Source organism: Clostridium frigoris, assembly GCF_018861865.1.
In the GTDB taxonomy this organism is placed as follows: Bacteria; Bacillota; Clostridia; order Clostridiales; family Clostridiaceae; genus Clostridium_AD; species Clostridium_AD frigoris.
Window position 1 is genome coordinate 75,709 of the sequence record NZ_JAHLDV010000001.1, and the last position, 13,827, is coordinate 89,535.

Below are 13,827 nucleotides of genomic sequence, written 5' to 3' on the forward strand. Positions count from 1 at the left end.
TATTTTAAAGGAGTGTTATATTTGGCTAATTATATAGACGTTACATCTTATATTCTAAAAGGGGGTCTCCTTACAATTGAAGTATATGTTGCAACAATAATATTTTCTATACCTCTTGGAATACTAGGTGCATTAATTAAAGTCTCTAGTTTGAAAATACTTAACAAAGTTGTGGACATATACACTTGGTTATTTCGTGGAACCCCATTACTTCTTCAACTTTTTTTCACATATTTTGGTCTACCTATTATCGGTATAAAACTTTCACCTTTTACTGCAGCTGCCCTTACCTTTTCTTTGAATTACGGAGCTTACTTTACTGAAATATTTAGATCTGGCATTCAATCTATAGATAAAGGACAATATGAAGCCGCCAAAGTATTAGGCATGAGTTATAGACAAACTATGTCAAAAATAATACTACCCCAAGCTTTTAAACGAATACTTCCACCTATGTGTAACGAGGGAATTACTCTAATAAAAGATACGGCTTTACTCGCTGCAATCGGGCTTCAAGATATACTAAGAGCTGCTAGAGAAATTGTAACTCGAGATTTTACAATTACTCCTTTTATCATTGCCGCAATAATATATTTAATATTTACTTCTGTAATCGTAATGGCTTTTAAAAAACTCGAAAAAAAATATTCGGTTTACGAATAAAAAGAAAAAGTATATATTACTAGTAATACTTTCATTTCACTATGAACTACTAATTATACGTAATATATACTTTTTTTGCGTTTAAAAATAGTTGTCAGCAAAGAAGAATCTAAAACGGAATTGAAGGATGGTGGTAATATGGATTTTCTCAAAATATCTAATATAAATAAAAGTTACGGTGAAAACCAGGTTTTAAAGAATGTATCCCTAACTCTAAAAAAAGGTGAAGTAATATCAATTATCGGTCCCTCTGGCTCTGGAAAAAGTACACTACTTAGATGCGTAAGCTCCCTTGAACATATGGATAGTGGACTTATTGAATTCAATGGTGTTACTATTGCTAAGGCTCAAGAGAAAATTAATACTACCGAAGTTATTAATGCTTATAAAAAAATAGGTATGGTATTTCAAAATTTTAATTTATTTCCTCATAAAACTGTGCTAGAAAATATAATTCAGGCTCCTATTCTAGTAAATAATATAACTAGAAAAGATGCTATAGAAATTGCAAAAAAACTACTTGTAAAAGTTAATTTATTGGATAAAATTGATTCTTATCCCTGTACCCTCTCTGGTGGTCAAAAGCAAAGAATTGCTATCGCTAGGTGCCTTGCTATGAATCCTGATTTAATTTTATTTGATGAGCCAACATCTGCATTAGACCCTAAACTTGTGAGTGAAGTATTAAAAGTAATAAGATCTCTTGCTATAGAGAAAATTTCTTTAATAGTAGTTACTCACGAAATGCAATTTGCAAGAGAAATATCAGATAAAATTATATTTATGGAAAATGGTGAGATATTAGAAAATTCCACTCCCGAAGTTTTATTTACTAATCCTAAAAATGAAAGAATAAAACATTTTTTGAATTTGCAATAAAAAAATATATAACGAGAACAGTAAGTCTAATTAATAAGGCTTACTATTTCTTTTCGCTAAAAATATGTGTTTATAACTTTCTATTCCCGGGAAATAACTTGTCTTTATTTGTATAAAAATAATCAAATTTATGTTAAAGTATTGTATGAGGTTAAATCATCTCCTGAGGAGCTGAAATATTAACAACTTTGGAAGCAAATTTAGACTGCCACCAAAGCAATTTTACTAGGCTAGACAACTGTCACTTATAGAATATGGAAGACTTGAAGCTTTCAAAATGTTGTTAAAGGGAGTGATCTAGTGCTTAAGAGGAAAAATAATCTACACACATGTCATAAAAAGAAATATAAACCTTCTCCTAGAATTACCATTTATGCTGTTTTTACAGCGATTGGAGTTGCGGTTGGTATTCTATCAAGTAAAATCTCAAATACATACTTAGAAGAGTTTATGAATCAACACGTTAAAAGTAGTAATATTTTTGTTGAACTACTCAACTTTTACATAATTCTCCTTATATTCGGTCTAGGATTTCTAATACATATTGTTATTCATGAAGCAGGTCACCTTATTTTCGGACTTATGACTGGTTATTCTTTTGTTTCTTTTAGAATTGGTTCCATTACTATTATTAAAGAAAATAAAAAGTGGAAACTAAAAAAATTCAACATACCAGGTACAGCAGGACAATGTCTTATGATGCCTCCTAATTTAAGCAATGGCAAATTTCCATTAGTTATATATAATTTGGGTGGAATTTTAATGAATTTGCTATCCGCTATGGCCGGAATATTAATTGCTGTTTTTGCAAAAGGAATTTCATTTCCAATAGATGCCATATTAATTATATTTGGCGCTGGCGGTATACTTATTGCAATAACTAATGGAATTCCAATAAAATTTTTAGGCGTTCCTAATGATGCATATAATGTACTATCAATGCTGAAAAATAAAGAAGCAAGAAATGCATTTTATGTTCAACTTAGAGTTAACGGACTACAAAGCCAAGGCATAAGAATTAAAGATATGCCACTTGAAACTTTCAAGCTAAAAGAAAATGTCGATCTTTGTAATCCCCTTAATACAGCTATTAGACTAATAGAATATAATTGGTACTTAGACAATATGGACTTTAATGGAGCAAAACAATGTATTGACTCTTTTATACCCTACATTGACAAAGTTGTGTCAATATTTAAATTTGAAATTAATTGTGAGCGAATTTTTTTAGAACTTACTACCAATTGTGATAAATCTTTTATCGATGATTTGTATGATAAAAATCTTAAAAAATATGTAAAGTCAGCGAAATTTATGCTAGGCAAGAAACGGCTTCTTATGGCTTATGAAGGTTTTTATAATGAAGATAAAATTAAGGCTTTTAAATATTACGAAGAAACAAAACAGTTAGCTAAAATATATCCTGTAAGAGGCGAAGCCGATATGGAGCTAATGCTAACGGATTGGATTAAGGAAAAAATAATAAAGAATGTTTAACATTCTTTATTATCTTGTAAATGCAGCTCTGCACAAATATAGTTGAATTATACTTAAAATCAAAAATTCAACCGTCGCCATGTAACATTCCCCAATAACTATCACTTGAGTAATAATGCTTAGAAATAGTAATCCACCCATTATAGCAGATGGAAGCCAGAACTTACTATTACCTTTTCTAAAACTTAAGATTGCAGCTATAATATTACCCAGTCCAAATAATACTACCGCAATAATTCCAGGTAAAATCCAATTTTCAAAAGGAAATTTAGATAGCCACTCTTTAGGATATTCAGTAAACACTCCATTGTTTGAACTTATCATCATTACTCCCATATAAATAGCACCTACTGCTAAAACCAGGTCATAAATTCCTAACCGATTCATTCTTATTTTTTCTTTCATTATACATTTCCTCCTTAACATAATCATCTACAAAGATTACAATAATATAATCATATTATAAAATTCATTTATAAAAAAAGATTTAATTTATAACTTTTTTAGCCATAAATTTAGAATAATTAAATTCATACCAAAAATGTTTTTGGGATAAATCCTTCTTAATATTTTTCAAATAATTGTTCACTTCATTTCCAACTTTAATATTAGAATCATTTTTAAGTCTTATCACTTCTGGAATAGCGTCGTAAGATAATGTTTCTAAATAAAGAATGTCAATTTTCTGAGTTTTATAATATATGTCTATATTCTTTCTAGCAATAATTCTATCTACATTTACAAAGTTCAATAATATATACATTATCAAAGCAACTATTATTAAGACTTTATTGATTTGCATTTTCCTATTCCAAATACCGACAAGCGCTACTATAAGTAGCATAAATAACATCAGCATAAATATATGCACAAAAATTCTTAAATAGGTAAATCCATAAATTTGTTCATATAAAGTCATCTTGAAATGAGCCGAAAATAACATGTTAATTGTAAAAACTACAAGCAAAGTTAATAACACATTAGATATTATACTTGTAACCTTATTATATATTTTTATATATTTCATACTACAAAGTAATATTGTAAAATTAATTACTGTGACTGCAAATAGCTCAAAGAATCCTTTTCTAGCATATTCGGCATAGGTAAATTTAAGGGGAAGGAAGTTAGTACTTCCACCATAAAGATAAGAAAACTGAACTATTGAAAATAAAAGGTACACTGTATTTATCATAAATATAATTGTTAATACAGTTACTGGCTCCCATAAAACATTTTGATTAATATCTGTATCCTCTTCGTCATTGTATTTAAAGCTCCATATATATGAAAACATAATAAAGAAAACAATAATAACAACTAATAAATGACTTATGATTTTCCATACTTTTATATTCTCAAATATACTTGAAATATTTATTACATAATTCTTGAATACCATATCTGCTGATGTTAATAATATTAAAATAACAATTAATAATGGTATGGAAATAATCAGTCCCCTTAAAATATTTCTGTTCAAAGATTTTTTTTCTGCATTCCTAACCTTAATAATTCGTTTAACAAGTAGAAACGGTTTTAAAGCATTCTCTGGAATAACTTTAATTACTCTACTTAGTGCTTTTAGTATTATCTTTTTAGAATTCCAATTTGTATTATCATATCTAATTAAGACAGTACTTAGAGTCGTAAGTACCAATATCATAATTGCATTAAAATAGTTTAAAATACTGTTTGAATGAATAGAATAATTTAATGCAAGAAGTAATGTAGGAACAATTATTACAAGGCCAATATTTTTTTTAAGCGAAACCTCCTCCCTAATGCTCCATAAGAAAAAGCCCATAAACATAAGATAAAAAATGGGAATTGAAATACCTATTTGTTTACCATTAAAAAAAACATCATAAATAATTGCAAGTATTATTGTTATACCTATAGTATATTTTTTTTCCTTTATAGAAATTTGAGAATCTATCTTTATACTTTCTTGCCTTCTCTTTTCCTTTGATACTTTCACATATTTAGTTTCCATTTTTTATACCCCTCCATACTTCAGTACTATTATTAGTAAAATATTAATATACTATATCTCATTTAATAATGTTTTCTACAATTCCAATCATACTACTATATTAATTGATTTTCAATACATTTTTATTGTTAATCAATAAAAATGTATTGATAAGCATCATTTATCAAATCCCATAATCATAAATTTCAATAATATTCTATAAGTATATTTACAAATAATATAAGTGTATCTTTTAATTGTTGCTTTTGATATAATATTAATTGGTACTTATGAATTATTGATAATTTTGTATGTTTTATATAATATAAATGGATTAAATGTTTCTAATAAAATAAATTTTAATATAACATAGAGAGGATGATTAAATAAAATGCTTTATTATTTAGCGAATTCTATGAATTTGAGTTGGGATAAGTTTTTTATATTTATTTCAAAATCTTCAGACCCTACTTTCCAGGTTTTTATAAGTGTATTGGTTTTTATTGCATTATATCTTTACAATAATAAACTTGAAGCCATTTGTTGTGCTTTTAATATTGGAATTACTGGTTTTACCAACTTAGTGCTTAAAAACATAATAAAAAGGCCTAGACCCAATGGAATACAATTAATTGAAGCTCATGGCTATAGTTTTCCTAGCGGACATTCCTCTATTTCTACAGCTATATGTATTGTTTTTATTTACTTTATAATTAAACGAATAAAAAATAAAAAAACCGGCTATTTAATTAGTGGTTTTGTACTTATCTATTTAATTCTTGTTGGATTTAGCAGGGTTTATGTGGGTGATCATTATCCATCAGATGTTCTTGGCGGATGGGCTATTGCCATAATATGGTCTTATATTTCTATTGCTGCTTATAATTTTTGTATAAAAAAAGGTGTAAATAAATATTTAGATAAACATTTTACTTTTAGACTGAAAATATTTAAAAATAAGTCAAAGTTTATGTAAATATAATCAATAGATAATGTAAATCAAAATAAGCTAACAAAATGATAAATCATTTTGTTAGCTTATTTTTTGCAATTACATCTTTAGTTTTTTATACTATGTTTCCCTTTTGATTCTTTTTCTGAATTTTGTCTTTCGTATCTTTTGAACCTGATCTTTTTTCTGTACCTTTTTTAGCCATGGTAATCATCCTTTCAATGTGTGTTCTTTCTATTATTCTTTACAGTTTTTTTAAATTAATACACATGATTGATGATTAACATAAATAAATTTATTTGTAAATTTCCATTTCTTCTATAGCCTTCAAGACAAGCTTATCGATATCTAAAACTGATTCAGCCTTAACTATTTCAACTAGTCTAGGTTTTGTTTTCGGATGTTTTGGAACGAAAATTGTACAACAATCCTCATAAGGTAGAATTGATGTCTCATAAGTATCTATTTTTCTAGCTACTTCTATAATATCAACCTTGTCCATAGCAACTAGTGGTCTAAATACTGGTCTGTCAGCCACATCGTCACTTACTATAAGCCCTTCCATAGTTTGACTCGCTACTTGCCCAATACTTTCCCCTGTAGTTACTGAATTTATATCATATTTCTCGGCAAGTGCACATGCAAGTCTCATCATAAATCTTCTCATTATTATTGTTAATTCATCTTCTCTGCATTTATCTATAATTTCCATTTGAATATCAGTAAATGGCACTACATACAGTGTTAATTTTCCAGTGTATCCTTTTAAAATATTAGTTAATTGCTTTACCTTATCCTTTGCTCTCTCACTAGTATAGGGATGACTATGATAATAAACTGCATGCAATTCTACTCCACGTCTTGCCATCATATAACCTGCAACAGGTGAATCTATACCTCCAGATAACATAAGCATAGTACTGCCATTCACTCCATAAGGTAATCCACACACGCCCTTTATTCGTTTAGAATAAATGTATGCCATATTTCTTATTTCAATATTTACAACGCACTCTGGGTTATGAACATCTACACTTACACTATCATTACTTCTTAATATGCAGCCCCCTACTTTTCTACTTACGTCCATAGACCCTGGACTAAAACTTTTATTTGCTCTATTAGTTTCTACTTTAAATGTTTTAGCTGGGTTGCCTTCCATTTCTAAAACCGCTTGTTTTTCAATTTCTTCAAGAGTTGCTTCAACTTGTGTAACCTCACATACTTCCATTACTCCAAAAACATTTTTAACCTTATCTATAATAGTGTCCAACTGCTCCGAACATATAAACCATCTTCCTTGGTCATCAATAAACTCATATTCTAAATCTTTAATAACATTTTTTATATTATCTTTAAGTTTCTTTTCAAATTTACCTCTATTGAGCCCCTTTAAAAAAATCTCCGGCGCAAATTTTACAAGTATTAATTTTTTCATCTTTTGACACTCCTCGTTTCTTATAATTGAAATCGCATCTATTTCATAGCTTTCATCTATTTCATAGCTGTTCTATCTTTTATTCATTTTTCTTAAGAACTTTAGTGATTTATTTAATTCAATTATAACATAGTCTACTTCATCAAAATTATTTGATTCGCAAAAACTAAATCTTATAGTTCCAATTTGCTCCTCGCTTGTCCTACCAATTGCTTCTAATATTTCACTGGTTTTATGACTTTTCGATGAACATGCAGAGCCTGTAGACACATATATACCCTTTTGTTCTAATGCATGAAGAAGTACCTCTCCTTTTACCCCTTTAAAAGAAACACTTAAAATATAGGGTGTAAAATAAGCTGCAAGTGGACTATTTATTATAACCCCTTCTACCTCAGAGAGTTTCTCTATGAAATATTTTTTAACCTCTAAAACTTTATTAAAATTTTCATGCTGGTTTTTAAATACAATTTCAGCCGCCTTCGCAAAACCTGCAATACCTGCAAGATTTTCTGTACCAGATCTTAAATTTTTTTCTTGACCTCCGCCGCTTATTAAGCTACTGGGTATAAGTCCCTTTCTTACATATGCAAATCCAACCCCACGTGGTCCATGTATTTTATGAGCACTTGTAGATAATAAATCAATTTTAAACTTTTGTACATCAATAGGAATTTTTCCATAACTTTGCACTGCATCTACATGAAATTTAACTCTACTACTTTTCTCTTTAATTAATTTCCCTATTAACTCAATATCCTGAATAACTCCTATTTCATTGTTAACATGCATTATACTAACAACTTGAGTATCCTTAGTTATACTTTCTATAAGAGCATCTATGTCAATCCTACCACTTGCGTTTACATCAATATAATCAACCTTTATTCCTGAATCTACCAATGATTTAAAAGTATTAATTATACTTGGATGTTCAATTTTAGTAGTTATTATGTCAGCATTTAATTTACTTTGCGATGGTTTAGCAAACCCTTTTATAAGGAAGTTATTACTTTCACTTCCTCCTGATGTAAATATTATCTCCTCACTACTAGCATTTATGCTTTTTGCAATACCCCCACGCATCTCCCTAAGTTTTTGCTCTGCCTTAAACCCAAAACTATGTGCTGAAGATGGGTTACCATAATAGTTCCTCATAGTACCTGCGAGTGTCTCAATAACCTCCTCATAAGGCTTAGTTGTTGCACTGTTATCTAAATATATTTCCATGTTTTATCTCTCTCCTCTTAATTGACGCTACCATGTTAATTCTTAGTATACCATGTACTTTTTTATAGTCTGGATTCACTAATTTAGTTTTACATTTTTGTACAATTTTCATGAGCAATATACCATTTTTACAATTATTAAAAACTATACTTTAATTATATCATAAAATAATTTAGTTGTAAGGAGAGGTAATCATTAGTGAGTATTGATTATAAAATAACTGGTTAATAACTAAAAAAAGAAGCATAAATTACTTTCATATGCAATATCTAAAGTATGTAAATTCGTAGACGATAATATAAAATATTTATTAATTATTAATTAGTGCTACTTTACATATTTTCATAATATAAATTGACTATAAAGGAGATAATTTTATGATGCCTACCGTTAAAAGAATAAGTATTTATGAATTAAAACCAAATATGATTTTAGCTGAAAATTTAATGCTAAATGGTCTAACTTTAGTTGCAAAAAACATCTCAATAAATGTTATGATGATTAAGAAGATAATTGAATTTTACCCATCGAACACTATATATATTTATACTAATGAAAAAGAGGCTGTAACTCCTAGTATTCAAACTCCAGAAAAACGGAGCTTTATTGAAACTGAAAATTTATTAAATCATTTTTCAAGTAACATATATAAATTTTTAAATAGTATAGATGGGAATTCTAAATTGGACTTAACAGAAATAAGAACTATGTCTAAAGAAGTTTTAGATAACAATAATAATAATTACAGTTCTATTCTAAAGAGTATAACAAATTCTAGAAATATAGATGAATACCTAACTCGGCACTGCGTAAATGTTGCTTTTTTAAGTTCCATGTTAGGTAAATGGCTTAACTTAGCTCAAAAGGATTTAACTCTTTTGACTTATGCTGCCTTTCTTCACGATATTGGTAAGGTAAAAGTTAACCCCAAAACATTAAATAAGCCATCAAAACTTACAAAATTAGAATTTGATGAAATAAAAAAACATTCTGTTTACTCCTATGAACTCGTACGAAATATTCCTTATTTAGACGAATCTGTAAGTCTCGCTGTACTTATGCACCACGAGCGTTTAGATGGTTCAGGTTACCCTCTGCATTTAAAAGAAGATAGAATTAATACTTTCGCAAAAATTATAGGAATTACTGATACATTTGATGCTATGACATCTGACAAAGTCTATAGTAAAAAACAAAACCCTTTTAAAGTTTTAGAAATAATGCAATATGAAGGCATGGCTACCTTAGATTATTATTATCTAACCACTTTTATAAAACAAATGTTAAACTACTATACAGGAGAGATGGTGAAACTTAGCGACAATAGTATTGGTAAAATAGTAAAAACAGATATAAATAATATTTCTAGTCCTCTTATATCAGTAGATTCTACTTTTATAGATTTAAAAAACGAAAAAGATTTATTTATCACAGATCTTATATCTTAAGAAATAAAACATTATGAAAATCTTTCGATTAATAATTAACTATCTTTTAAAGGAGTAATAACTATGAATGATGTTGTTAAGAAAAAAAGTATACTCGCCGATATATCTTTGCTAATAGTGGCACTTATTTGGGGTGGTGGTTTTATAGCTGTAAAGGGGGCTTTAGATAGCGTTTCCCCTTTCTACATAATGGCAATACGTTTTAGTATTTCTGTACTAATCATGTTATTAGTTTTCAGAAAAAAGATTAAATATATTACTAAAAACTATTTATTTATTGGAACTATAGTCGGGCTTCTTCTATTTTTAGGGTTTGCTGCTCAAACTATTGGAATGAAATATACAACAGCTGGTAAAAATGCTTTTTTAACTGGAACTAATGTAGTTATTGTCCCCTTTCTTTATTGGATAATTAGCAAGAAAAGACCAGATACTTTTTCACTAATATCTTCTTTCCTTTGTTTTATTGGAATAGGAATGCTCACCTTAGACGGAGGTATACATATTAGTCTTGGGGACAGTTTAACCTTATTATGCGCGGTATTCTTCGCTGCTCATATTGTTTCTGTTGGATTTTTCGCAAAAAAAATTGATGTTATGTTACTTGTGATAATCCAGTTAGGAGCCTGCGCCATATTCTCAATTATAGCTGCTTTAATATTTGAACCAATACCACATTCCTTAAACTCAGGTACAATATTTGCACTTGCTTATTTAGGTATTTTTAGTACTATGCTTGCATTTATTGTACAAAACGTAGCACAGAAATATACCACCTCTACCCATACCGCCATTATTTTATGTTTAGAATCAGTTTTTGGTTCTATTTTATCCATTATAATGCTTAATGAGATATTTACATCAAAAATGATACTCGGATGTTTAACTATATTTCTTGCAATTATAACAACAGAGACTAAATGGAAATTCTTAAAGTTCAAAAAAATAAAAGAAGCTAATGTATAATATAATTATCGACCAGCTACCTCATAAGTAGCTGGTGTATAATTACAAAACCCTTAGATTCCTTATATTTCAATAATATGATATCTAAATGCATTTATAACCGTAGTATTATTATAAATCCTTACCCTGTCATTTTTCCCATAGTCTAAATGCTGATGACCATAGACAAAATATTTTGGAGAATATTTGTCTATTATATTTATAAATGTTTGGAACCCTCTATGGCAAGGATCTTCTCCATCTCCCATACCTTTTGCTGGTGAATGTGTTACTAATATATCAAATCCTTTTTTTCTCCATAAACATATTTTTAATTTTGAAATTCTCTTATGCATTTCCTTTTCCGAATATTGAAAAGGTCCTTTATTATAGGCAATTGATCCACCAAGACCTAATATTCTAATATTTTTATATACTATAATCTTATCATCAATTGGTATACATCCACCTGGTGGTTTTTCTAAGAAAGATTTATCATGATTTCCATTAACATAAAATATAGGGGCTTTAATCATATCTGCTAAGAATTCTAAATAATCTGCTTTTAAATCTCCACAAGAAATTACAATTTCAATATCTTTAAATCTTTTATGATCAAAATGCTCCCAAATATAATCATCTTCAACATCTGAAACTAATAAAACCTTAATTTTAAACACCTACTTATCTTTCGAATATTTTAATGACTTCAGAAGGAAAGTCTCCCTTCTGAAGTCGTTAATGCATCTTTTTCAAAGCTGTTGCAGCTCCTCAGGAGATGATTTATTCAATTCTTTGGCACTTCTCCTACAACATTATCTACAAACCACTCCATATATAACATATCCTCGTAATTTCCAATGTCACCATCAGCTATTCTGATTTGACCAACTGCATCAAATATTGGTCCAGCAAAAGTATGAAATTTATTTTCAATAATCATCTCTCGCATTATATCTACTAACTTTTGAGTTTGAATTGGGACTTTATGTTTTGAATAAATAATATCCACAAGTTCAGAGTCCATACCCCACCAAAAACTTACACGTTTAGATTCAGTACTAAAAATGCCTTTAAAACTACCATTTACGATATTTCTAAGTATTTTTTCATAAAACTGACCCCAATCCCATGTAATTAAAGCATAATTTGCCTCTGGTATCCATTTCGCATCATTTTCATTATATTTTAATGAATATAGTCCAAAATCTGTTGAGCCCTTACCTAAAGCTATTAGATCATTTTGCATTATAAGGTCTGCGCCACGACTTTGAAGCTCCTGAATTAATTCTCGCGAATGACTAACGTCTCCAGCTTCATTAAGCCATGAAATTAAAACCTTTGCATTAGAATTTACAGTTTTAACACCTAGTGCAAATGCGTTAATTCCTGTTATAATCTCTGTTTCATTATAAGTATCTATATATCCTATTATGTTTGATTTCGTAATAGCACCTGCTATAAGTCCTAATAAAAATCTTGGTTCATGAGACCTCCCAAAATAAGTACTTACATTTCTAAATGCTTTTACCGGTGAACAATTAAAGAATTTAATATTGTCATACTTAAGGGCCGCTCTAAGTGTTAAATTAAGACAAGATGGACATGTAGTAAATATAATATCATAATCCTCTTCACACAATTTACTTAACCTTTCATAGCTATTTTCATCATCAGCATTAAAATTTTCTATAACAAAGGTTTCTATTTCATTCCCCAATTGTTGCTGTGCATATATTCTTCCTAAGTTATGGACATAGCTCCAACCTGATGTATCAATAGTTTTTTCAAAAACAAAAGCAACCTTTAATTTTTTAGAGGTGCTTACTAGATTTGTAAATGATGTTATAACATTCTTCTTATGAACATCAAATGGCTCCGTTTGAATATCTACTGCATTATTCTTTGAAAGTATCCTAAGCTCATCTAAAAACTTCTCTACTCTTACTTTTCTTTTTGTTTCTATAAACTCATTTGATATACCATAAATTTTTATATATTCTAAAAATGCATCCCCAGTTGTAATATCTAGTTTACCTCCGCCTAATTCATAAAATGTATTTCTAAAAGGAAAATATACATTTTTTATAAAGTGCTTATATTTATTTGAAAATAAATAAAGTTCCGGTTCATACTCATCTAAATACTTGCTAAGTAAAGTAAAACTACCAACGCGCGAAAACCAAATATCATTTATACCTGTCTTATTATTAAATTCTAAAAACTCGTAATATATTGTATTCTTTATGTCATTCTCATCTCTTTTAGGAACTAACCTAGTAACCTCTCCATCTATTGAGTAAGCATCTACATATTTAAGCACACTTACACGTTTATTTCCTTCCATAACATAGAATTCATTCATATACTCATATATTTTTATAGGGTCATTTATTCCATCCTTAATATGATACGCATACACAGCTTGCCATTTCATAGAAAACTCACTGGTAATACTAGCCAGGGGGAGATAGTTTGTTGCAAAATCTCTACTCCTTGTATAAAAATATGTTCCTACTATTTTTTTTAGTGGAATGTTTTTTAAGCCCAAAGGTATTTCTGCTACTATATCTATTTTCTTTAAAACACTATCTAATGATGATATATGTCCTGAGCTTCTTTTTAATATGTCTATACTATATTTAGCTTTGGCTAATTTATTTGCTTTTTTATACTCATCAACAGATGAAAAATTCATCCTATAACCACTCCCTTGTACTATCCATTATCACAATATTTTGTTATTGTATATATTATAGTATATTAAAATATTTTTTACCATTAATTATAATATAAAATA

General features: G+C 28.7%; 12 protein-coding genes. 6 read left to right on the top strand and 6 right to left on the bottom strand.

Annotated features, from left to right (window positions below; all coding sequences use genetic code 11):
- Positions 1-21 precede the first annotated feature (21 nt).
- The 3 genes from KPL37_RS00375 to KPL37_RS00385 all read left to right on the top strand — a co-directional run bounded on the left by KPL37_RS00375 (position 22) and on the right by KPL37_RS00385 (position 3,039).
- Positions 22-663, top strand: coding sequence for an amino acid ABC transporter permease (locus tag KPL37_RS00375; protein ID WP_216145188.1), 642 nt, complete (start codon positions 22-24; stop codon positions 661-663).
- Between the two features lie 138 nt (positions 664-801).
- Positions 802-1,542: an amino acid ABC transporter ATP-binding protein gene (locus KPL37_RS00380; protein ID WP_216145189.1), complete on the top strand. Its 741-nt coding sequence runs from the start codon at positions 802-804 to the stop codon at positions 1,540-1,542.
- 300 nt (positions 1,543-1,842) lie between these two features.
- On the top strand, positions 1,843-3,039 hold the full coding sequence (locus KPL37_RS00385) for a site-2 protease family protein (protein ID WP_216145191.1): 1,197 nt from the start codon (positions 1,843-1,845) through the stop codon (positions 3,037-3,039).
- A 9-nt stretch (positions 3,040-3,048) separates the two neighbouring features.
- Here the strand turns inward: KPL37_RS00385 and KPL37_RS00390 are convergent, their stop codons facing one another.
- Positions 3,049-3,444, bottom strand: a complete 396-nt coding sequence (locus KPL37_RS00390; protein WP_216145193.1) for a hypothetical protein — start codon at positions 3,442-3,444, stop codon at positions 3,049-3,051.
- Between the two features lie 82 nt (positions 3,445-3,526).
- A complete protein-coding gene (locus tag KPL37_RS00395; protein WP_216145195.1) occupies positions 3,527-5,035 on the bottom strand; it encodes a DUF4153 domain-containing protein in 1,509 nt (502 codons plus the stop codon).
- A 370-nt stretch (positions 5,036-5,405) separates the two neighbouring features.
- Between KPL37_RS00395 and KPL37_RS00400 the strand changes: the two genes are divergently transcribed.
- On the top strand, positions 5,406-5,990 hold the full coding sequence (locus tag KPL37_RS00400; RefSeq protein ID WP_216145197.1) for a phosphatase PAP2 family protein: 585 nt from the start codon (positions 5,406-5,408) through the stop codon (positions 5,988-5,990).
- 271 nt (positions 5,991-6,261) lie between these two features.
- Here KPL37_RS00400 and thiI read toward each other — a convergent pair whose 3' ends face one another.
- Positions 6,262-7,404 carry a tRNA uracil 4-sulfurtransferase ThiI gene (thiI, locus tag KPL37_RS00405; RefSeq protein WP_216145199.1) on the bottom strand — a complete coding sequence of 381 codons (1,143 nt, stop codon included), beginning with the start codon at positions 7,402-7,404 and terminating at the stop codon, positions 6,262-6,264.
- A 72-nt stretch (positions 7,405-7,476) separates the two neighbouring features.
- Positions 7,477-8,634 carry a cysteine desulfurase family protein gene (locus KPL37_RS00410; RefSeq protein ID WP_216145200.1) on the bottom strand — a complete coding sequence of 386 codons (1,158 nt, stop codon included), beginning with the start codon at positions 8,632-8,634 and terminating at the stop codon, positions 7,477-7,479.
- Between the two features lie 377 nt (positions 8,635-9,011).
- On the opposite strand from KPL37_RS00410, the gene KPL37_RS00415 reads away from it, so the two are divergent.
- Together KPL37_RS00415 and KPL37_RS00420 are read left to right on the top strand one after the other, a co-directional pair.
- A complete protein-coding gene (locus KPL37_RS00415) occupies positions 9,012-10,082 on the top strand; it encodes an HD-GYP domain-containing protein (protein WP_216145201.1) in 1,071 nt (356 codons plus the stop codon).
- A 63-nt stretch (positions 10,083-10,145) separates the two neighbouring features.
- The gene (locus KPL37_RS00420; protein WP_216145202.1) at positions 10,146-11,048 is read left to right on the top strand and encodes a DMT family transporter; all 903 of its coding nucleotides are present in this window, start codon (positions 10,146-10,148) and stop codon (positions 11,046-11,048) included.
- A gap of 62 nt (positions 11,049-11,110) precedes the next feature.
- On the opposite strand, the gene KPL37_RS00425 is transcribed toward KPL37_RS00420, so the two are convergent.
- Both KPL37_RS00425 and KPL37_RS00430 read right to left on the bottom strand, forming a co-directional pair.
- Positions 11,111-11,707, bottom strand: coding sequence for a metallophosphoesterase family protein (locus tag KPL37_RS00425; RefSeq protein ID WP_343216199.1), 597 nt, complete (start codon positions 11,705-11,707; stop codon positions 11,111-11,113).
- 107 nt (positions 11,708-11,814) lie between these two features.
- Entirely contained in the window at positions 11,815-13,725 is a 1,911-nt protein-coding gene (locus KPL37_RS00430) for a BMP family ABC transporter substrate-binding protein (protein ID WP_216145203.1), read from the bottom strand.
- Between the last annotated feature and the right edge of the window lie 102 nt (positions 13,726-13,827).

Bases quoted from the DNA above. Each gene is read 5' to 3' on its own strand.
- KPL37_RS00415 (WP_216145201.1), top strand. From the start codon at position 9,012: ATGATGCCTACCGTTAAAAGAATAAGTATTTATGAATTAAAACCAAAT.
- KPL37_RS00410 (WP_216145200.1), bottom strand. From the start codon at position 8,634: ATGGAAATATATTTAGATAACAGTGCAACAACTAAGCCTTATGAGGAG.
- KPL37_RS00380 (WP_216145189.1), top strand. From the start codon at position 802: ATGGATTTTCTCAAAATATCTAATATAAATAAAAGTTACGGTGAAAAC.
- thiI (WP_216145199.1), bottom strand. From the start codon at position 7,404: ATGAAAAAATTAATACTTGTAAAATTTGCGCCGGAGATTTTTTTAAAG.
- KPL37_RS00395 (WP_216145195.1), bottom strand. From the start codon at position 5,035: ATGGAAACTAAATATGTGAAAGTATCAAAGGAAAAGAGAAGGCAAGAA.
- KPL37_RS00390 (WP_216145193.1), bottom strand. From the start codon at position 3,444: ATGAAAGAAAAAATAAGAATGAATCGGTTAGGAATTTATGACCTGGTT.
- KPL37_RS00430 (WP_216145203.1), bottom strand. From the start codon at position 13,725: ATGAATTTTTCATCTGTTGATGAGTATAAAAAAGCAAATAAATTAGCC.
- KPL37_RS00420 (WP_216145202.1), top strand. From the start codon at position 10,146: ATGAATGATGTTGTTAAGAAAAAAAGTATACTCGCCGATATATCTTTG.
- KPL37_RS00400 (WP_216145197.1), top strand. From the start codon at position 5,406: ATGCTTTATTATTTAGCGAATTCTATGAATTTGAGTTGGGATAAGTTT.